Source organism: Actinocorallia aurantiaca, assembly GCF_039533685.1.
In the GTDB taxonomy this organism is placed as follows: Bacteria; Actinomycetota; Actinomycetes; order Streptosporangiales; family Streptosporangiaceae; genus Actinocorallia; species Actinocorallia aurantiaca.
The window spans coordinates 385,624-405,995 of sequence record NZ_BAAATZ010000003.1 but is presented as its reverse complement, the minus strand read 5'-3'; the positions used below and the strand labels follow the sequence as shown (position 1 = coordinate 405,995).

Below are 20,372 nucleotides of genomic sequence, written 5' to 3'. Positions count from 1 at the left end.
TCCAGTGCCGGCCGGAAGCATGATGGAAGGTGACCCTCGACATGCGCCGCGGTCAGCCGCAACGGACGGTGAAGAGATGAGCAAGGTCATCCCTCTGGGCAGGGTCTCCGGCATCAGGATCGGGGCCCAGTGGTCCGCCCTGTTCATCGTGGGGCTGGTGGGGCTGATCCTGGCGACCGGTGTGCTGCCCAGGGCCGACGCGGGCCGTCCGGCGGAGGTCTACTGGGCGGTCGCCGTACCGGTGGCGGTGGTGTTCTTCGCCTGCCTGCTGGTGCACGAGCTCGCGCACAGCCTGGTCGCGCTGCGGCGCGGGGTGCGGGTGCACTCGATCACCCTGTGGATGCTCGGCGGGGTGTCGGAGCTGGAGGACGACGCGCCCACCCCGCAGGCCGACCTGGCGATCGCGGCGGCCGGGCCGCTGGCCAGCTTCGCGCTGGGCGTGCTGTTCGGCGTCGGCGCCTTCGTCTCGCTGGCCCTGGACGCGCCCGCGCTGCTGGTCCAGCCGCTGATATGGCTGGCGCTCATGAACGTGCTGCTGGGCGTGTTCAACCTGCTGCCCGGCGCTCCCCTGGACGGCGGGCGGGTGCTGCGGGCGATCCTGTGGCGCCGCTACCACGACCTGACGCGCGCCGACCTGGCCGCCGCCCGCGCGGGGCGTTCGGTCGGGCTGGCGCTGGTGGTCCTGGGCGCCGCGCAGGTGGTCTTCACCCGGTCCGGCGGCGGGCTGTGGACGATGCTCGTCGGCTGGTTCCTCATGGTCTCCGCCAAGGCCGAGGGCACCGCGCGCCTGGTCCGCGACACGCTCAAGGACGTCCGGGTCGGCGAGGTCATGAACCCCTCGCCCGACTGCGCCCCCGCGTGGCAGGAGGTCGGCGCCTTCCTCCGCGAGACCGTCGCCTTCTCCCGCCAGAACGTGTTCCCCGTCGTGGACGTCGACGGCCGGCCCGTCGGCGTCGTCCACGCCGACCTGCTCACCCGTGTTCCCGAGGACCGGCACGGCACCCCGGTCCGCGATCACATGACCGAGCTCCCCGACCGTAACCTCCGGCCGCCGGACGCCCCGGCCGACGACCTCCTCACCACCCGGCCGGTGGAACGCGAGCTGGTCGCGGTGGTCACCGACGGGCGGAGCGTCCTCGGCATGGTCACCACCGCCGACCTGTCCGTCATCTACCGGCGGGGCCTGCTCCTCCACCCGGAGGCCCGCCGCTCCCTCGGCGGCTGATCAGCTCAGGGTGGCCAGGCGGGCGACCTCGCGTTCCAGGGCGGCCAGCCGGTCCAGGAGGGGCTCGTCCTGCAGGAGCTGGGCCAGGGAGTCTGCCTCGTCCCGGTCCAGGCGGATGGTCTGGACGGGGGTGTCGAGGTCCTCTCCGGCGTAGAAGGCCAGTTCGCGGCGGCCGTCGTGGGTCTCGGTGACGCTCAGCAGGTGGCCGCCGCGGGTGCGGGCGTGGTGGATGTGGCCGTAGCCGGGCAGGGTGGTGCGGGTCAGTTCCAAGATGCTTCCTCCGGGTCGGGGTCCGGGACGGGGCTGCGGACCGGCTGGTGTCTCAGGGGGATCTCCAGGTCGAGGAGCTCCAGGTCGACGGCGGTCAGTCCCGCCGTCTCGGGGACGCGGGCGGCCAGGGTCCGGCTCTGGCCGCCGGGCCAGCTCAGGTCGCCCAGCTCCCGGGAGGCGATGTGGCCGCACAGGACCTGTTCCGCGGCGCGGCAGGCCCGGGCCAGGGCCGCGTCCGGGTCGGAGGCGTACCGCCGGGGGTCGCTCACCGTGAAGGTCACCCGGCCCTGGGCCAGCGCGAAGACGTCGTCGCGGGATCCGGTGCGGCACCACAGGTCCGCCTGGAGCGGGCGGACCGAGACCCTGGTGGCGCGGTCGAGGAGGGGGATGATCAACCTGAGGCCGGGGCCGGTCACCGCGCGGATCCGTCCGGAGCGGCGGACGACGAGCCGCTCCTCGGGACCGACCCGCCAGACCGCGGCGACCAGGGCCAGGAGCGCCAGGAGCGCGCCCGCCACCAGGGAGCCGGTCAGGTAGTCGGGTTCGTCGGACATATTGTCCTCCTTCCATGTCAAGAGTCTCCCTTCGGCACGGAAAAGGCCATCGGGTCTGACCCCCAACCTCGCCCCGTTCCGCCCCCCACCCCCCGTGGGTGCCGTCACGCATCGACAAGAGGCCTGGTGAGGGGTCACCCTGGCGGTATGACGGCACGCAACGCCCCGGCGGGGAGAGCTGGAAGACGCAGCCCGGTGAACAGCCTCTTCCGGCGTCTGCTCGTGATCAACGGGTTGATCTTCGCGGTGGGGACCACCGTGCTCGCCCTGTCCCCCGCGACCGTGTCCTCGCCCGTCCTGCTCACCGAACTGCCGGTGCTGACCGTCGGGCTGGCGCTCATGGTCACCGCGAACGCGTTCCTGCTGCGGGCCAGCCTCGCCCCGCTGGACGGCCTCACCACGCTGATGGAGCGGTTCGACTCGCTGCGTTCGGGCGACCGGCTGCAGATCAGCGGCAACGGGGACCTCAGCCATCTGATCAGGACCTTCAACGCCATGCTCGACAGACTCGAAGCCGACCGCAGCGCCAGCACCGCCCGGGTGCTGGCCGCGCAGGAGGCCGAACGGCAGCGCATCGCCCGGGAACTGCACGACGAGATCGGGCAGAGCCTGACCGTGGTGCTGCTGCAGCTCAAACGGGTGGTGGACCGGGTCCCCGACGACCTCACCGAGGACATGCGGGCGGTCCGCGAGAGCGTCCGCTCCTGCCTGGACGAGGTCCGCGGGGTGGCCCGGCGGCTGCGCCCCGGCGTCCTGGAGGACCTGGGCCTGCTCAGCGCCCTCAGCGCCCTGGTCTCGGAGTTCGACCACGTCGAGGGCCTGGAGCTGGACAGGAGCCTGGAGGCTCCCCCGGACCTCGACCCCGACACCGAGCTGGTGATCTACCGGATCGCCCAGGAGAGCCTCACGAACGTGGCCCGCCATTCCCGCGCCGGACACGCCTGCCTGTCCCTGAGCCGCGAACCGGGCCTGATCGTCCTGGAGGTCACCGACGACGGCTGCGGGCCGCCGAGCACCGACGGGACGGGCATCCTCGGCATGCGCGAGCGCGCCCTGCTGATCGGGGCCAGGCTCTCGATCACGGGCGGCCCCGCCGGGGGCACCCGGGTCCGCCTGGCCGTCCCGATCGGCGGGGAGCGCGGCGCCGCGGCGGGTTAGCGGCTAGCCCCCGCCCGCGTTCAGGGACTCCACGATGGAGGCCCCGGCCGCCCGCCGGGCGGGCAGGACCGCGGCGAGCAGCCCGGCCGCCACCGCCAGCACGAGGTACAGCAGGAGCTGCCCGTAGGGGAGGCTGAAGACGAAGTTGGAGAAGAGCGAGCGGATCGCGGCCCAGCCGAACAGCGTGCCGAGCAGCACGCCCACCACCGCCCCGAGCAGCGACATGATCACGGCCTCGGCGGACAGCATTCCGCGCAGCTGTCCGCGGCTGACGCCCAGCGCCCGCAGCAGCGCGGTCTCCCGGGTCCGCTCGAGCACCGAGAGGGTCAGCGTGTTGACGATCCCGAACAGCGCGATGAGGACGGCCAGCCCGAGCAGCCCGGCGAAGATCCCGATCAGCGTGTCGATCGCCTTGGCGAATTCCGCCTTCATCGCGGCGCCTGTGGAGACCTTCACCAGCGGGTGGGCCCGCACGGCCGCGTCGACGGCGGCGTTCGCCTCGGCCACCGGGGCGCCCTTCCGGAGGTTGACGTAGACGGAGGTGTCGTCCACCTCCCCGAAGTACCGGGTGAAGTCCGCTTCGGGCAGGACGATGTCGGGGATCATCGCGGCCTCGCCCGCGTAGACGGCGGAGACCTTCACCCGCGCCGTCCCGCGCCCGGTCCGGACCGGCACCACGTCTCCCGGGGCGAGCCCCTCGCGGGCGGCGAACGCCTCGCTGACCAGGACGGTGCCTTCTCGCAGGTCCGACAGGGATCCGTGCTTCATCTCGGGTCTCGCCACGGTTCCCAGCGACGCCTGCGTGACGGACGCCACCGGTTGCTCGTCCGAGCCGAACCTCGTCTCGACCGAACGGATCCGGGTGACCGAGGAGAACATCCCGGTCTGCCCGCGCAGCTCCTCGGCCACCGAGCGCGGGATCGTGTGCCCGGTGGCCGCCGTGTGCAGCCGGTAGTCGACGGGGAACTGCTCGAACATCTTGCGGTCGGCCGTCTCCTTGCTGCTGGCCCCCACCACGGCGAACAGACTCATCAGGCCGACCCCGACGGTCAGCGCGACGGTCGTGGCGGCGGTACGGCGCGGCGTCCGCCGCACGTTCTGGACGGCGAGCCGCCCCGGCAGCCCGGTGAGCCGGCCTCCCGCGGGCAGGCCGAGCGCCCGCACCAGCAGCGGCATCACCGCGACGACCGCGAGGAACGCCAGCGCGCCTCCGCCCGCGACGGTGAACATCGCGTTCTCTCCCGGCGTCATCCTCAGCCCGAGGACGGTCAGCGCCAGGCTCCCGCACGCGGACGGGACCGCGAGCGCCCAGCGGGCGCGTCCCAGCCGGAAGGACCGTTCACCGGGCTCCGGTTCGGCGCGGAGCGCGGCCAGCGGCGCCACCCTGGTGGCGCGGAACGCGGGCGGCAGCGCCGACAGCACCGTCACGGCCGTCCCGGCCGACAGCGCGACGACGACCGTCCGGAGGCTGAGCGACACCCCCACCGGGACCTCCATGCCCAGGGCGTTCACCGCCGCCGCCCCTCCCGCGCCCAGCCCGAGCCCCACGGCCAGCCCGGCCAGCGAGCCGACGGCTCCGACCAGCGCGGCCTCGGCGACGACCGCGCCGAAGACCTGCCGCCGGGTGGCGCCCAGGCAGCGCAGCAGCGCCAGCTCCCGCGCCCGCTGCGCCACCAGGATCGTGAACGTGTTGGCGATGACCAGCCCGGCGACCAGCAGCGAGATCAGCCCGAAGGCCAGCACTCCGGCGGTGATCGCCTCGATGTCGGCCCCGGCCGCCGTCGACAGCCGCCGGCCCAGCTCCTCCCCGGTGATCGCCTCGACGCCGGAACCGGCGCCGCCGAGGGCGGCCCGCACCTGCTCGGGCGTCACCCGGCCCGCCACGTCGATCTCGACGTAGCCCTTCCGGCCGGTCATCCGGGCCGCGGCGTCCTCGGTGAAGCCCACCCCGCCCCGCGAGGTGAGCTTCCCGTCGATGCCGACGTCGACGACGCCCACCAGCCGGAAGGAGCGCACGGTCCCGTCCGGGCCGAGCACACCGATCCGCTCCCCCGGCCGGAATCCGGTGTCCTCGGCCAGGCTCTCGTTCAGCACCGCCTCGTCCGGCGCGGCCGGAATCCGGCCCTCCAGCACGGTGTAGCGCCGCAGCGGGCCGTCGGCCGGCAGCGAGAAGCCGAGCGTCGTCGCGTTCCCGTGGCTGCGGCCGTCCCTGCCCACCAGCGGGGCCTCGCCCCGGACGACGCCCCGAGCGTCGGCCACCCCCGGCAGTGCGCGGACCTTCTCCAGCAGCCCGGCGGGGAGCTCCCCGCCGGAACCGGACGGCAGTACCGCCACGTCGACCTTGTCGGCGGAACCGGCGAACTCCTGGGTGAAACCGGCGCGCATGAGATCGCCGAGCGCGAACGTGCCGGTGATGAACCCCACCCCGAGGATGACGGAGAGCGCGGTGAGAAGCAGCCGCGCGCGCTGGGCGGCCAACCTCGCCAGAACCGTCCTGGTCATGCGCCCCCCAGCCGCTTGAGCCGGTCCAGCACCGCGTCGGGCGTCGGGCCGGTCTGCTCGTCGACGATCAGACCGTCCCGCAGGAAGACCACGCGATCGGCGAAAGAAGCGGCCACCGGGTCGTGGGTGACCATGACGATGGTCTGACCCAGGTCGCGGACCGACCGGCGCAGCAGCCCGAGCACCTCCCGGCCGGTCACCGAGTCCAGGTTCCCGGTCGGCTCGTCGGCGAAGATCACTTCGGGCCGGGACAGCAGCGCCCGCGCGCACGCCACCCGCTGCTGCTGGCCGCCCGACAACTCGGACGGACGGTGGCCGAGCCGCTCCCGCAGCCCCAGGACGTCGACGACCTGGTCGAACCACGGCTTCTCGGGCTTACGGCCGGCCAGCTCCAGGGGGAACAGGATGTTCTGCTCGGCCGTCAGCGTGGGCACCAGATTGAAGGATTGGAAGACGAATCCGACGCGCTCGCGGCGCAGCAGGGTCAACCGCCTGTCGTCCAGCCCGGTGAGGTCGGTGCCGCCGATCAGCACCGAACCGGAGGTGACGGTGTCGAGCCCCGCGAGGCAGTGCATGAGCGTGGACTTGCCGGAGCCGGAAGGCCCCATGATCGCGGTGAACCCGCCCCTGACGAACTCGACGCCGACGCCGCGCAGCGCGTGGACGGCGGCATCGCCGCGGCCGTAGGTCTTGACGACGTCGACGGCCGCCACGGCCGGGCCGGGCGGGCGGGGGTCCCGAAGGGGAGGGCTGGGGGCGAAGCCGGTCACGATGGTGCTCCTAGGCTGGATCAGGTCGGATGAGGACGTGATCAACGCTAGGAATCCGCGGCCTCCCGGCCATCGGTCTCGGGTCTCGCGCCTCCGTGCTCTTCCGTCTGATCCGCGCGGCCGGGGTGCGACCGGGGTCGTACTACCCCGGAGGGAGGGGCGGTCAGCCGCGCGGCACCAGGCCCGTCTCGTAGGCGTACACCACGATCTGAACCCGGTCGCGCAGGTCCAGCTTGGTCAGGATGCGCCCGACGTGCGTCTTGACCGTCGCCTCCGCCACGTACAGCCGCTTGCCGATCTCGACGTTCGACAGCCCCTTGGCCACCAGGAGGAGGACCTCCCGCTCCCGATCGGTCAGCGTCTCGGTGCCCGGCGCGGCGGCACGGGCGCCGCCCTCCTCGGGCAGGTGGCCGGCGAAGCGCTCCAGCAGACGGCGCGTCGTGCTGGGGGCCACCACAGCGTCGCCCGAGTGCACCGCGTGGATCGCCTCGATGAGCTGGGCGGGCCTGGCGTCCTTCAGCAGGAACCCGGCGGCCCCCGCCTTGATCGCGGCGAAGGCGTACTCGTCCAGGTCGAAGGTGGTCAGGATGATCACCTTCGTCCCGGCGGGCCCGGGGGCGATCCGGCGGGTGGCCTCGATGCCGTCCATCCGGGGCATCCGCACGTCCATGAGGACGACGTCCGCCCGGGTCGCGCGCAGCAGTTCGAGCGCCTGGAGGCCGTCCCCCGCCTCGCCCACGACCTCCAGACCGGGCTGGGCGTCCAGAACCATGCGAAAACCGGCTCTGACCAGCTCCTGATCGTCGACGAGCACCACTTTGATCATCGGACCGCCTCTCCGGCGGGAAGCCGCACGGCCACCTCGAACCCGCCGCCCGGGACGGGTCGCGCCCGTACCGTCCCCCCGTACAGCGCCGCGCGTTCGCGCATCCCTGCCAATCCATGCCCCTTCCCGTCGTTCTCGGCCTCGGCGGTTCCGTGACCGTCGTCTCGGACGTGGATCTCCACTCCGCCGTCTTCATAGCGGAGCCGCACGGACGCGCTCGCGCCCGGCCCCGCGTGCTTCAGGGTGTTGGTGAGGGCTTCCTGGACGATGCGGAAGACCGAGAGCTGAAGCCCTTGCGGCAGTTCCTTCTGCTCGCCCTCGACCGTGAACTCCAGGGGAAGGCCGGCCTCACGCACCTGTTCGACCAGCTCGCCGAGCTGGCCGACCCCCGGCTGCGGGGTGTAGGAGCCGGTGTCGTCGCTTTCCCGCAGCACCCCGAGCAGCCGCCGCATCTCGCCCAGCGCCAGCCTGCCGGTGGTGGAGATCGTCTCCAGCGCGTTCCTGGCCCGCTCCACGTCGGTGTCGATGGCATACGCGGCCCCGTCCGCCTGCACGACCATGACGCTGACGTTGTGGGCGATGACATCGTGCAGTTCGCGCGCGATCCTGGCCCGTTCCGCCGCCATCGCCATCCGCACCTGGGTGTCGCGCTCCTGTTCGGCCTGCAGGGCGCGTTCCTCCAGGCTCTGCAGGTAGGCGCGCCGGGTGCGGAGGTAGATGCCGAAGATGAGGATCGCCACGACGAACACGGTGACCGTCGCCATCGCGTTCAGGGCGCTCTTGAAGCTCTGGCCCCCGTCGAAGGCGGGCAGGGCGAACCCGAACACGCTGACGGCCGCCGCGGCCAGCGCCCACCGGAGCGTCGAGCGGGACGCGACCGTGTACAGCGCGACCAGCACGGACACGTTGGCCACGTGCGGATCCACCCCGGCCAGCCACTGCGCGAACGAGACCAGGCCGATGACCGCGAACACGCCGCGCGGCCATCTCCTGCGCCAGATCAGAGGGGTCAGGAGCCCGAAGACCATCGCCAGGAGGAACGGGTCCGGCGGCAGCCCTGCGGCGGCGGGACCGAGCGAGGTCGGCATGAAGACCAGCGCGTAGGCGAACAGCGGAAGGGTCCACAGCAGGTCCACGAGCCGAGGGTGCCGCCGCAGCCGCTCCAGCGTCTTCACGGTCATCACCGCAGCGTACGCACACTCCGGCCGCCGCGGATCAGCCCGGCGGCGGACCTCCGTACGACCTCGGGATGACGGGCCGGCGGGCGCTCAGGGTTCGACGAGCCCGGTGCGGATCGCGTACTTGGTGAGGTCCAGCCTGTCCCTCATGCCGAGTTTGGCGAGGATGTTGGCCCGGTGCCGCTCCACGGTCTTCACGCTGATCGTCAGGGTCTCGGCGATCTCCTTGGAGGAGTGGCCTTCGGCGACCAGCTTGATCACCTCCTCTTCCCGCGGGGTGAGGACGCTGTCGGGCGCGTCCTCCTCGCGGCCGAGGTACTCGCGGATCAGGGCGGCCACCGCGCCCGGGTACAGGAAGGGCTCCCCCCGCATCGCGGACCGGCAGGCCTCGATGAGGTCGCGGTCGACGACCGACTTCAGGACGTAGCCGCTGGCGCCGGCCTTGAGCGCGGCGAAGAAGTACTGCTCGTTGTCGTACATGGACAGGAACAGGATCCGGACGCCCGGGGCGCGTCTGGAAATCTCGCGGGCGGCCTGGAGTCCGGTCATCCGGGGCATCGCGATGTCCAGAATGGCCAGGTCCACCTGTTCCGGATCGCAGGCCCGCACCGCCTCCGCCCCGTCGGACGCCTCCGCCACCACCTTCAGGTCGGGCTCGGCGTCGATGATCAGCCGAAGTCCCTGCCTGACCAGCGCGTGGTCGTCGGCCAGCAGAATCCGGACAGGTGACTCCACCATGTTCTCCGTTCTCCCTCCGTCGCTCCCTGCCTTACAGAGTCCACCCTGCGTGACCGGGTGTCCATGCGGGCCCACCCCCATCACCGGGTTCTCCGGCCGGTCTCCGCCCCTCCCGTCTACAGGGTGTCCCCAAGAGAAATGGGGGTCTGTACGGATAGTCACCAAGTGTCCGGTTTTTACACACTTGAGAATGACGCTTTTGCCTGCCCGAAAACCCCGTACGGCAGGAAGAACTGGATGGAGGGTACGTGATCCATGCAAGCACGTGACATCGCCGTACAGGTCCCGACCGTCACACTCGAGGACTCGGTCGCGACCGCGGTGCGGGTGATGGCACTGGGCAGACTCCCGGGCCTGATCGTCGTGGACGGTCAACGGCGGCCGCGGCTGGTGCTCCCGGGCACCCAGGTACTGAGGATGGCCGTACCGCGCGCCTACCAGGACGACCCGGCCCTGGCCCGTGCGGTCGACGAGGCGCACGCGGACCTCTTCTGGGAGGAACTGAACGGCCTGACCGTGGGCGACTGCGTGGTCCGGGGAGTGGGACGGCTGACGTCCGTCCGCCCCGACGCCACCCTCCTGGAGGTGGCGGCGCTGATGGCCAGACTGCGCAGCCCGCTGGTGGCAGTAGTCGAGGACCACGCCCTGCTGGGGGCCGTCACCCTGGACCGACTGGTCGGCAGCCTCGCGCTCGCCGGCCCGCCGGGCGAGTGACGGGAGACCTCACCTCATGACCGGAATCCTGGCGCTCTCCCTCTTCGTCGTCGCTATCTCTTTCATTGCTACCGAAAAAGTAGACAAAGTCAAGGTCGTGCTGGTCACGGCCGGAATCATGATCGTCCTGGGGCTCGCCCCGGGCTCCGAGGTGTTCTTCTCCGAACACGAGGGCATCGACTGGAACGTCATCTTCCTGCTCCTCGGAATGATGATCATCGTCGGCATCGTCAAGCAGACCGGCATCTTCGACTACCTGGCCATCTGGGCGGCCAAACGCTCCCAGGGGCGACCATACCGGCTGATGGTCATGCTGATGGCCATCACCGCGATCGCCTCGCCCTTCCTGGACAACGTGACCACGATCATGCTGGTCGTCCCGGTCACCGTCGTGGTCTGCAAGCGGCTGGGCATCCCCGCGCAGCCTTACATCATCGCCGAGGTCCTGGCGTCCAACATCGGCGGCGCCTCGACCCTGATCGGCGACCCGCCCAACATCATCATCGGCAGCAGGGCCGGTCTGAGCTTCAACGACTTCCTCGTCCACATGACGCCGATCGTCGTCATCACGTTCGTCGCCTTCGTGCTGCTCACCCGGGTGATGTTCCGCAAGTCCTTCCAGTACAACCCCGAACGCGCGGCCGAGATCATGGCACTGCAGGAACGCCGTGCCATCACCGACACCAAGCTGCTCTTCCGCTGCCTGACCGTCCTCGCCCTGGTGATCCTGGCCTTCTCCCTGCACTCCGTGCTGCACCTGGAGCCCTCGATCGTCGCGCTGGTCGGCGCGGGCGTCATGCTGCTGGTGACCAAGGCCGACGTCCACGACGTCCTCGAAGAGGTCGAGTGGCCCACGCTGGTCTTCTTCGCCGGCCTGTTCGTCATGGTCGCGGGCCTGGCCAACACCGGGGTGATCGAGACCGCCGGCTCCTGGGCCATCGAGACCTTCAGCGACAGCCCCCTGGCCGCGGCGACCTCGCTGCTGTTCGGGTCGGCCGTCCTCGGGGCGTTCTTCGACAACATCCCCTACACCGCGACCATGGCCCCGATCGTCGAGGAGGTCGTCGCCCAGATGCCGGACGCCGACACCGGGCAGGCGCTGTGGTGGGCCTTCGCCCTGGGCGCCGACTTCGGCGGCAACGGCACCGCGATCGCGGCCAGCGCGAACGTGGTCGCCCTGGGCATCGCCGCCCAGACCGGCCAGCGCATCTCCTTCTGGGAGTTCACCCGCTACGGCATCATCGTGACGGTCCTGAGCACCCTGATGGCCTGGGTCTACGTCTACCTGCGCTACTTCACCTGACCGGCGTCACTCGCCGCGGGCGCCGCGGGAGCCCTGGTAGGCCAGGCGGCGCACGGTCTGGAAAGGGCCTGTGGGGTGGAGTTCCGGAACATTGTGCAGTTCGGGATCGAAAGCCCCCAGGTCCTCTCCGGACCAGGGCGTGTGGACGCGCAGGGTGCCGTGGGGCCGCCAGGAGCCGGCCGGCGAGGCGCTCGCCACTCGGAAGGCGAGCGGCGCCTCGGTGACGGCGCGGTCGAACTCGTCCAGCCGGGCCGGGATCCGCCGCCCGCGCAGCGGGAACAGGCCCAGGACGGCGGTCCTGCCCTTGATCGAGTAGGGCATCAGGGTGGTGTAGACGCCGGAGGTGAACGAACGGCGGGGCACCAGGACGTGGCGCAGCCCCACCCGGCGGCCGGTCGTGGCGAACAGCAGGTCGAGCAGCCCCTCCGAGGTGGGGACGTGCAGGGCGATCCCCAGGAAGTCCGGCAGGCCGCGGGGCAGGGACAGCGCCTTGGAGACCCGGACCACCGCCTCGTACGTCCTGTGCTCGCTGGCGCCCCGCAGGAAGTCCCCGTGGTCGATCGTCAGGGTCGCCGCGTACATGGCGCCCGCCGGGTGGAAGACGTGCCCGCCGCGCAGCCTGCTGGCGGCGCCGAACACCGCGCGCACGGACCCCGCCCAGAAGGGCTCGCGCACGACCGGCGGCGATTCGGCGGCGTACCGCGTGGGTTCCACCCGCCCGCGTGGTTCGGTGCTCGTCATCGTCTTCCGCTCCCCCGAGAGTCTCGTCCGGAATATCCCCTACCCCTCGGCCCCCGCGAGCGAACGCCGCCCGCTCGGGACCTTGGGCCCATGGCCCTCCCCGCCGCTCCGCCCTAGCCTTGGGGCACAGCAGAAGAGGCGGAGGTACCGGGTGACGGACGCGGCTATCAGGACCGAACGGCTGACCAAGCGCTTCGGGCGCGTGACCGCCCTGGAGGGCCTCGACCTGGAGGTCCCCCGAGGGGAGGTCTTCGGCTTCCTCGGCCCCAACGGGGCGGGAAAATCCACGACCATCAGGCTGCTGCTCAACCTCATCCGGCCCACGTCCGGGCAGGCGTGGATCATGGGCGTGCCGGTCGGCGACGTGCGGGCCGCCCACCGCCGCCTGGGCTACGTGCCCGGCGACGTGTCGCTGTGGCCGCAGCTCACCGGCATGGAGATCCTCACCTACCTGGGACGGCTGTCCGGCCGGGTGGACACCGCCTACCGGGACGAGCTCATCGAACGGCTCCGGCTGGACCCCGGCCTGCGGGCCCGCTCCTACTCCAAGGGCAACCGGCAGAAGGTCGCGCTGGTCGCGGCGTTCATGACCCGCCCGGACGTCCTGCTGCTGGACGAGCCCACCGCCGGACTCGACCCGCTCATGGAGGCCGAGTTCCAGGCGCTGACCCGGGAGGCCGCCGCACAGGGCCAGACGGTCTTCCTGTCCTCGCACATCCTGGACGAGGTCGAGGACGTCTGCGAGCGCGTGGCGATCCTGCGGGACGGCAGGCTGGTCGAGGTCGCGACCCTCGCCGACCTGCGCGGGTTGGGCTCCACCGTTTACGACGCCGCCTTCGACGGGCCCGCGCCCGACCTCTCGGCGGTGCCCGGGGTGACCTCCGTCGAGCCCCTCGCCGACGGGGTCAGGGTGACGGTCTCCGGCTCCCCCGTCCCGTTGCTGGAGCGGCTCACCGGCGCGGGGCTGACCAGGCTGCGCAGCCACGAGCCCAGCCTGGAGGAGATCTTCATGGCCTACTACGAGACGCCCGCGGCGCGGGAAGCCGGGCCCGCGGCCCGCCTCGACGGACAGGGCGGCCGATGACGGTCCTCGAAGCCGAGGCCGGTTCCGCCGCGACCACCGGCGCGTCCGCCGGCCGCGCCGTCCTCGGGCTGACGGTCCGCCTGGTCCGGCGCGGCGCCCTGCTGCTGGCGCTCGGGCTCGCGTTCTTCGCCGCCGTCGAGGCCCTCAGCTACCTCGCCACCTACCCGGACGCCGCCTCCCGCTCCACTCTCGCCCAGTTCCAGGACAGCCCGGCCGTCCGGATGATGCAGGGCTTCCCGCACGCCGTCGACACCGTGGGCGGGTTCGTCGTCTGGGACGCCGGCTGGTTCATGCAGTCGATCGCCGCGATCTGGGCGCTGCTCGTCACCGGGCGGCTGCTGCGCGGTGAGGAGGAGTCCGGCCGGGCGGAGTTCGTCCTCACCGGGCCGGTCGGCGCGGGCCGGGTCCTGCTGGCGCAGACGCTGGTGATCGGCTCCGCCCTCCTGCTGGCCGGCGCCGCCGTCGCGGTGACGCTGACCGCGACCGGCGCGCACGCCGGAGGGGCGGTGCTCTTCGGGCTGGGCCTGGCCGGGTTCGGGGGCGCCTTCGCCGGGGTCGCCGCCGTCCTCTCCCAGTTGTTCCTCATCCGCCGGCGCACCACCGCGATCGCCGCGGTGGCGCTCGGCGCGGCCTACCTCGTACGGGTGGTCGCCAACAGCGACGAGGCCCTCGGCGGGCTGCGCTGGCTCACCCCCTACGGCTGGATGGACGAGCTCCACGCCTTCAGGGAGCCGAGCTGGACGGCGCTGACCCTGCTGCTCCTGGCTCCGCTCGTCCTCGCGGCGGCCGCGGCCCGGTTGCGCCGCCTGCGCGACACCGGCGGGTCGCTGCTGGCCGAGCGCGACGGCCGGCCGCCCCGCGACCGGCTGCTGGGCGGGCCCACCGCGTTCGCCTGGCGCGCCACCCGGGGCATGCTGGCCGGGTGGACGGCCGGCATCGGGCTCTACGCGCTGGTGATGGGACTGCTGGTCGAGGCCGTCATGGACTTCATCGCCGACGACCCCTCCTACCGGGAGGTGCTGGCGTCCATCGGCTGGAACGTCGACCAGGTGGTCTCGTCGTTCGTCGGGATGATGGGCACGCTGGTCGGGATGCTGGTCTCGCTCCACGCGTGCTGGCGGATCGGCGCGGCCCGGGCCGAAGAGTCCTCCGGGCGGCTGGACGCCGTCCTCACCCGTCCGGTCACCCGCTCGCGCTGGCTCGGCGGCCACCTCGCCCTGACCCTCGCGGGGGCCGTCGTCATCACCTGTGCCGCCGGTCTGCTGATGTGGACGGGCGCCCGCCTGTCGGACTCCGGCATCCCCCTGGCGGACGTGCTGGGCGCGGCGTTCAACAGCCTTCCCGTCACGGTCTTCTTCACCGGCCTGGCCGTGCTCGTCTACGCCCTGGCGCCGCGGGCCGCCGTCGTGCTCCCCGCCGCCCTCGTCTTCACCGCCTACCTGATGGAGACGATCGGCCCCGGCCTCGACTGGCCGGAGCCGGTGCTGTGGCTCTCGCCCTTCCACCATCTGGCGATCGTCCCCACCGAGCCCTTCGCGGCCGTCTCCGCCGCCGTCCTCACCGTGCTCGGGCTCGCCCTGGCGGGGCTGGGACTGCTCGCCTTCGAGCGGCGCGACCTGGCCGGGGACTGACTCTGACGGCCGGAGCCGCCGACTCCCGCTCCCGAGTGGAGTCGGCGGCTCCGGCCGTCGGGGGCATCGGCTACGCGCGCAGCCGGTCGACCGGGTGCGGGCCCTCGGTCTCCAGGCGGTAGTCGCCGCCCATGCGGTCGCGGTGCTCGGTGATGACCTCCTCGCTGGCCGGCGGGCGGCCGCCCATGAGCTGCTGCTGCATCTTCTCGAAGCGCTCGTGCGCCTCCCAGACGTAGCCGGTGCCGAGCTTGGTGAGGTCCACCTGGTTGGCCAGCAGGTCGCGGATGTACTGCTTGTTCGGCTCGAAGGTGACGGGGGCGGGCAGTTCGGGGGCCAGGACGCTCTCCGGCTCGCGCCCGTCGTAGGTGCGCATCAGGTCGCACGCGGCGTGCAGGTGCGCGAGCTCCATGTTGAGGTGCAGCTCCCAGATCGCCTTGATCCTGGGGTCGCTCTCGGTCTCCATGAACGAGTGGTACAGGTAGCACTCGTTGTACTCGTGGTTGACGAGCCGCTCCCACCAGGTCTCACCGGGGTCGACGAGCGACTCGTAGTGGGTGACGTGCTCCTCCTCGACCATCCCGATCTCCTGGTAGAGCTGCCGGGCGATCGGTTCCATGTACTGCGGGCCGACGTTCATGTAGAAGTTCATCGTCTGCTGCTCGGCGGCCATGATGGTCAGCGCGTGCAGCTTGGAGATCGGGGCCGCGGAGTTGCGGTCGTAGGGCTCGTTCAGGTTGTCGGCGGGGTGCCGGTGGTGCTGGATGGTGGGGCGGCCCGGCATGACCTCGGTGAGACCGTCGACGATCTCCTCGGCCTTGCGGTGCTCGATCATCTCGAAGAGGTTGGCGTACCGGTAGAGGTGGTCGAAGTCCTCCAGCACCCCGAACTCGTACGCCTGCTTCAGGTACGGGTCGGGCTCCATGCGGGCGACCCAGCCGGTCAGGTCCACCGCCACCTGCTCGTAGGCGATCGTGGTCTCCAGCACCGAGGCCTGGCCGGGGAGCAGCCAGTTCACGGCCTTCTGCTGCTGCTGCTCGATGTAGCGGATCTCGGCGAGCTTCTGCTTGACCTCCATGTCGGCGCAGACCCGGTTCAGGTGGTGGCTGAACATGACGGCCTCCACCTCGATGCCGTTCATCGTGATGACGCGGCACCGGGTGTAGGGGTCCGCGTTGTCGGGGTCGAGCGGTTCGACGTTCAGCTCGCGCCAGCTGCGCACCTGCTTCTCCAGAGGGATTCCGCGGTGCTCGAGAGGATTGAACGCCATATGACCGGTCCTTTCAGGGTGAGGATTTCGGTACGGATCAACAGACCCATCCCGCCCTTACCCGCATCAACTGCATCTCACAACAGTAAAAATTTCATTACTTTTTCCGCCCCACAACGGGTCATGCGCGGTCGGAAGCCGGGTAAGGGCCACAACATCCGCATCTTGGAAGGAACCGACATGGCTCAAACCTCCGCCACGCACACCGACGTCATCGACCTGCTCGTCGAGCAGCACGCGCAGATCCGGCACCTGTTCATGCAGACGCTGATGAGCGCCGGCGAGGAGAGGAAGCAGTCCTTCGCGCAGCTGGTGCGCCTGCTCGCCATTCACGAGACCGCCGAGGAGGAGATCGTCCATCCGATGGCGCGGAAGTCGCTGCCCCACGGCGACGCGCTCATCGAAGACCGGCTCGAGGAGGAGCGCAAGGCCAAGGAGCTGCTGTCCACCCTGGAGAAGATGGACACCGACGACCCGAACTTCATGTCGATGCTGGACCGGCTGCGCATGGCCGTCCTCAACCACGCCCGCGCCGAGGAGCGCTACGAGTTCCCGCAGCTGCGCAGCCACCTCGGCCCGAGCCAGCTGCGCACCCTGGTCACCGCGGTCAAGGCCGCCGAGGCCACCGCCCCCACCCACCCGCACCCGGGCACCGAGTCGGCCACCAAGAACCTGCTGGTCGGCCCCGTCGCCGCCCTCACCGACCGGATCCGCGACGCCATCCGCTCCAACAAGAGCTGACCGCCGGGAGCCTCCCGCGAGCGGCACAGTGAGATAAATCCGGTTTTGACCAGGGCAGACACGGGGCAGCAAAAGTTTCATGACCCTCCCCGTCTGCTCCCTGTGCGAGATGCCGGACAGCCAGTGGCTGCTCTCCTATACCGAGGCCGACCCGACCGACGAGTCGACCCGGGAGGCGCTGCTGACTCTCGGCAACGGCTACTTCGCCACCCGGGGGGCGGTTCCCGAGGCGTCCGCGGACGGCGTCCACTACCCCGCCACCTACATCGCCGGCGTCTACAACCGGCTCGCCTCGGAGGTGCACGGGCACGTCAGGGAGGACGAGAGCATAGTCAACGTCACGAACTGGCTGCCCGTCACCTTCCGCCCCGAGGGCGGGTCGTGGTTCACCCCCGGCGGCTACGAGGTCGAGCACCGGCACGAGGTGCTGGACATGCAGCACGGGATCCTCCTCCGGGAGTCGTTCGTCCGCGATCCGGAGCAGCGGCGCACCCGCATCCAACAGGAGCGGCTGATCTCGATGAACCGGTTTCACGTGGCGGCCCTGCGCACCACCATCACCCCTTTGGACTGGGAGGGGACGATCCACGTCCGCAGCGTGCTGGACGGAGGAGTCCGCAACGACAACGTGGCCGAGTTCGCAGAGCTCGCCAAGGAGCACCTCAGCGAACCCGCCAAGGGCCGGCACGGCGACACCTACTGGCTCGCCTGCGAGACCGTGCAGTCCGACGTCTGCGTCGCCCAGGCCGCCCGGACCCTTCTGCACCGCGATCACCGGCCCGCCCTCGCGGCCTCCCTGCCCGTCGAAGGCCCCCGCTCCGTAGGGAACGAACTGAGTTTCGCCGTCTCGCCGTCCGTCCCCGCGACGGTCGACAAGACCGTCACCGTCTTCACCTCCCGGGACAGGGCCATCTCCGAGCCCCTCGACGCCACCCGCGACGAACTCGCCGACACCCCCGGCTTCGAGACGCTGCGCGACGAGCACTTCCTCGCCTGGGAGCACCTCTGGAAGCGCTTCCACCTGTCCTTCCAGGGCGACGACGGGACGGTCGAGCGGCGCGCCCTCAACCTTCACGTCTTCCACCTCGCGCAGACCCTGTCCAAGCACACCGCCGACCTCGACGTGGGGGTCCCGGCGCGGGGCCTCCACGGCGAGGGCTACCGGGGCCACATCTTCTGGGACGAGCTCTTCGTCTTCCCGATCCTCAACCTGCGGGTGCCGGAGCTGACCAGGGCCCTGCTGCTGTACCGCTACCGCAGGCTCCCCCATGCCCGGCGCCTGGCCCGCGAGACGGGCGCCACCGGAGCCCTCTTCCCCTGGCAGAGCGGGAGCGACGGGCAGGAGGAGACCCCGCGGCAGTTCTACAACCCCCGCTCCAAGCGCTGGATGGCCGACAACTCGCGGCGGCAGTACCACGTCGACCACGCGGTGGCCTACAACATCTGGCTCTACTACCAGGTCACCGGCGACATCGACTTCCTCGCCGCCTACGGCGCCGAACTCCTCGTCGAGATCGCCCGCTTCTGGGTGTCCATCGCCGAACACGACCCCGAGGACGGCCGCTACCACCTGCGCGGTGTGATGGGGCCGGACGAGTTCCACGACGGCTACCCCGACCGCCCCGGGGAAGGCCTGGACGACAACGCCTACGTCAACATCATGGCCGCCTGGACGCTCGCCCGGGTCCTGGAGGCGCACGAGGTCCTCGGCGGGCACCACACCGAGGACCTGTGGCAGCGGCTCGGCGTCACACCGGGCGAGCTGGAGCAGTGGGACCGCGTCAGCCGCAGGCTGCACGTGCCGTTCCTGCCGGGCGGCCTGATCGGGCAGTTCGAGGGCTACGCCGAACTGGAGGAGCTGGACTGGGACGGCTACCGCGCCCGGTACGGGAACATCGGCCGCCTCGACCTCATCCTGGAGGCCGAGGACGACACCACCAACCGCTACAAGGCCTCCAAGCAGGCCGACGTGCTCATGCTCTTCTACCTGCTGAGCGCCGAGGAGCTCGGCGCGGTCCTGGAGCGGCTCGGCTACGACTTCGACCCCGCGTCCATCCCCGAGACCGTGGACTACTACCGGTCCCGCACCACCCACGGCTCGACGCTCAGCAGTGTCGTGTACTCCTGGGTGATGTCCCGCGGCAACCGCGAGGGCTCATGGGAGCTGCTGCGCGAGGCGCTCGCCGCCGACCTCTCCGACACCCAGGGCGGCACCACGCGGGAGGGGATCCACCTGGGGGCGATGGCCGGGACCATCGACATCTTCCAGCGCTGCTACACCGGCCTGGAGACCCGGGCCGACGCGCTGCGGCTGCACCCCTGCCTGCCCGACGACCTCAAGTGGCTGGACTTCGACCTGCGCTACCGGGGGCACTGGCTGCACTTCCAGATCAGCCACGAGCAGGTGCTGGTGCGGGCGAGGCCGGGCGCCGCCGCCCCCATCGCCGTCGTCGTGGAGGGACAGAGGCACATGCTGGGCGGCGGCGACCGGCTCGTGCACCGGCTGGCGCAGAAACCCGGTCACTCCTCCTTCTTCTCCTGAGGCCGGCCCGGGGCGCGGCTCACCACCACGACGCTGCCCGAGTGGGCCCGCGCCGACGGGTCGCGGCGGATCTTGACGAGGCTCGCCACGACCGTGACGGTCAGGATCACGGCGATGACGGCCAGGGAGAACGGCGTCGTGACGACGGGCACCGCGTCGCTGAGGTCGTGGGCCCAGTGCAGGATCAGCTTCACGCCGATGAACGCCAGGATCAGGGCCAGGCCCGTCGACAGGTACACCAGCCGGTCCAGCAGGCCCGTCACGAGGAAGAACAGCGCCCTCAGGCCGAGCAGCGCGAACGCGTTCGCCACGAAGACGATGTAGGCCTCCTGCGTCACGCCGAACACGGCCGGAATGGAGTCGAGCGCGAACAGGATGTCCGTCCCGCCGATGGCGAGCAGGACGATGAACAGCGGTGTCACCACCCGCCGTCCGTCCACCCTGGTCACCATGTGGCCGTCCATGTACTCGTCGGTGACGGGCAGGAACCGGCGGGCGGCCCGGACCAGCAGGTTGTCCTCCACGTTGGCGTCCTCGTTGCGGTGCCGGAAGAGCTGCACGGCCGTCCAGATCAGCAGCAGCCCGAACAGCAGGAACATGAAGGAGAACAGCGCCAGGAGCGTGGCGCCCAGCGCGATGAGGATCGCGCGCAGCACCAGCGCCAGCAGGATCCCGAACGTCAGGACCTCCTGCTGGTACTTGTCGGGCACCGCGAACGTCGACATGATGATCACGAAGACGAAGAGGTTGTCCACGGACAGGCTCTTCTCCACGAGGTAACCGGCGTAGTACTCCCCGCCGTACCCCCAGCCGAACTGCGTCCCCACCACCAGCCCGAACGCGAGCGCCACCAGGACGTAGAACGTCGACCAGGCCGCGGCCTCCTTGAACCCCACATGGTGCGGCCTCAGCACGCCCAGTCCCAGATCCAGGGCGAACAGAACGGCGATGAAGCCGAGCGTCAATCCCCACCCGAGTACCGAAATCTCCATCCCAGCCTCCTACCCGTTTTGCCTGCTCCGGCGACCACCCAACGAGCGAGGCGTCGTCGTAGATCCCTTCTCTCCCGAAAATCCCGATACATACCTCACCAGGAGTGATCCCCTCCCGATGGGAGTGAGATCACGT

The 20,372-nt window shown here is 71.0% G+C and carries 18 protein-coding genes; 8 read left to right on the top strand and 10 right to left on the bottom strand.

What is annotated here, in order from left to right:
- Positions 1–76 precede the first annotated feature (76 nt).
- Positions 77–1,225, top strand: a complete 1,149-nt coding sequence (locus tag ABD327_RS05075) for a site-2 protease family protein (protein WP_344448959.1) — start codon at positions 77–79, stop codon at positions 1,223–1,225.
- On the opposite strand, the gene ABD327_RS05070 is transcribed toward ABD327_RS05075, so the two are convergent.
- Both ABD327_RS05070 and ABD327_RS05065 read right to left on the bottom strand, forming a co-directional pair.
- Positions 1,226–1,495, bottom strand: coding sequence for a cation:proton antiporter regulatory subunit (locus ABD327_RS05070; protein ID WP_344448958.1), 270 nt, complete (start codon positions 1,493–1,495; stop codon positions 1,226–1,228).
- The gene (locus ABD327_RS05065; protein ID WP_344448957.1) at positions 1,486–2,049 is read right to left on the bottom strand and encodes an SPFH domain-containing protein; all 564 of its coding nucleotides are present in this window, start codon (positions 2,047–2,049) and stop codon (positions 1,486–1,488) included. Before ABD327_RS05065 ends, ABD327_RS05070 begins: the two co-directional genes overlap by 10 nt.
- Before the next feature lie 147 nt (positions 2,050–2,196).
- On the opposite strand from ABD327_RS05065, the gene ABD327_RS05060 reads away from it, so the two are divergent.
- A complete protein-coding gene (locus tag ABD327_RS05060) occupies positions 2,197–3,207 on the top strand; it encodes a HAMP domain-containing sensor histidine kinase (RefSeq protein WP_344448956.1) in 1,011 nt (336 codons plus the stop codon).
- Positions 3,208–3,210: 3 nt separating this feature from the next.
- On the opposite strand, the gene ABD327_RS05055 is transcribed toward ABD327_RS05060, so the two are convergent.
- The 5 genes from ABD327_RS05055 to ABD327_RS05035 form a co-directional block, all read right to left on the bottom strand.
- Positions 3,211–5,709, bottom strand: coding sequence for an ABC transporter permease (locus ABD327_RS05055; RefSeq protein ID WP_344448955.1), 2,499 nt, complete (start codon positions 5,707–5,709; stop codon positions 3,211–3,213).
- Entirely contained in the window at positions 5,706–6,479 is a 774-nt protein-coding gene (locus ABD327_RS05050; RefSeq protein ID WP_425547061.1) for an ABC transporter ATP-binding protein, read from the bottom strand. The genes ABD327_RS05055 and ABD327_RS05050 overlap by 4 nt, the downstream gene beginning before the upstream one ends.
- 163 nt (positions 6,480–6,642) lie before the next feature.
- The gene (locus ABD327_RS05045; protein WP_344448954.1) at positions 6,643–7,305 is read right to left on the bottom strand and encodes a response regulator; all 663 of its coding nucleotides are present in this window, start codon (positions 7,303–7,305) and stop codon (positions 6,643–6,645) included.
- A complete protein-coding gene (locus ABD327_RS05040; RefSeq protein WP_344448953.1) occupies positions 7,302–8,486 on the bottom strand; it encodes a sensor histidine kinase in 1,185 nt (394 codons plus the stop codon). The genes ABD327_RS05045 and ABD327_RS05040 overlap by 4 nt, the downstream gene beginning before the upstream one ends.
- An 87-nt stretch (positions 8,487–8,573) precedes the next feature.
- Complete coding sequence (locus tag ABD327_RS05035; RefSeq protein ID WP_344448952.1) at positions 8,574–9,221, bottom strand: response regulator; 648 nt, start codon at positions 9,219–9,221, stop codon at positions 8,574–8,576.
- A gap of 255 nt (positions 9,222–9,476) precedes the next feature.
- Here ABD327_RS05035 and ABD327_RS05030 point away from each other — a divergent pair, with 255 nt between their 5' ends.
- Both ABD327_RS05030 and ABD327_RS05025 read left to right on the top strand, forming a co-directional pair.
- Positions 9,477–9,935, top strand: coding sequence for a CBS domain-containing protein (locus tag ABD327_RS05030; protein ID WP_344448951.1), 459 nt, complete (start codon positions 9,477–9,479; stop codon positions 9,933–9,935).
- 16 nt (positions 9,936–9,951) lie between these two features.
- Positions 9,952–11,238, top strand: coding sequence for an ArsB/NhaD family transporter (locus ABD327_RS05025; protein ID WP_344448950.1), 1,287 nt, complete (start codon positions 9,952–9,954; stop codon positions 11,236–11,238).
- A 6-nt stretch (positions 11,239–11,244) separates the two neighbouring features.
- Here ABD327_RS05025 and ABD327_RS05020 read toward each other — a convergent pair whose 3' ends face one another.
- Positions 11,245–11,979, bottom strand: coding sequence for a hypothetical protein (locus ABD327_RS05020; RefSeq protein WP_344448949.1), 735 nt, complete (start codon positions 11,977–11,979; stop codon positions 11,245–11,247).
- 151 nt (positions 11,980–12,130) lie between these two features.
- On the opposite strand from ABD327_RS05020, the gene ABD327_RS05015 reads away from it, so the two are divergent.
- Both ABD327_RS05015 and ABD327_RS05010 read left to right on the top strand, forming a co-directional pair.
- Positions 12,131–13,063, top strand: a complete 933-nt coding sequence (locus tag ABD327_RS05015; protein WP_344448948.1) for an ABC transporter ATP-binding protein — start codon at positions 12,131–12,133, stop codon at positions 13,061–13,063.
- Positions 13,060–14,694 (top strand): hypothetical protein, encoded by a 1,635-nt coding sequence (locus tag ABD327_RS05010; RefSeq protein WP_344448947.1) that lies wholly within the window; start codon positions 13,060–13,062, stop codon positions 14,692–14,694. The genes ABD327_RS05015 and ABD327_RS05010 overlap by 4 nt, the downstream gene beginning before the upstream one ends.
- A gap of 70 nt (positions 14,695–14,764) precedes the next feature.
- Here the strand turns inward: ABD327_RS05010 and ABD327_RS05005 are convergent, their stop codons facing one another.
- Positions 14,765–15,961, bottom strand: coding sequence for a hypothetical protein (locus ABD327_RS05005; protein ID WP_344448946.1), 1,197 nt, complete (start codon positions 15,959–15,961; stop codon positions 14,765–14,767).
- A gap of 180 nt (positions 15,962–16,141) precedes the next feature.
- Between ABD327_RS05005 and ABD327_RS05000 the strand changes: the two genes are divergently transcribed.
- Both ABD327_RS05000 and ABD327_RS04995 read left to right on the top strand, forming a co-directional pair.
- A complete protein-coding gene (locus ABD327_RS05000; RefSeq protein ID WP_344448944.1) occupies positions 16,142–16,702 on the top strand; it encodes a hemerythrin domain-containing protein in 561 nt (186 codons plus the stop codon).
- 79 nt (positions 16,703–16,781) lie between these two features.
- Complete coding sequence (locus ABD327_RS04995; RefSeq protein ID WP_344448943.1) at positions 16,782–19,244, top strand: glycoside hydrolase family 65 protein; 2,463 nt, start codon at positions 16,782–16,784, stop codon at positions 19,242–19,244.
- Here the strand turns inward: ABD327_RS04995 and ABD327_RS04990 are convergent.
- Positions 19,223–20,236, bottom strand: coding sequence for a TerC/Alx family metal homeostasis membrane protein (locus ABD327_RS04990; protein WP_344448942.1), 1,014 nt, complete (start codon positions 20,234–20,236; stop codon positions 19,223–19,225). The two genes, ABD327_RS04995 and ABD327_RS04990, sit on opposite strands and share 22 nt — an antisense overlap.
- Positions 20,237–20,372: the final 136 nt, after the last annotated feature.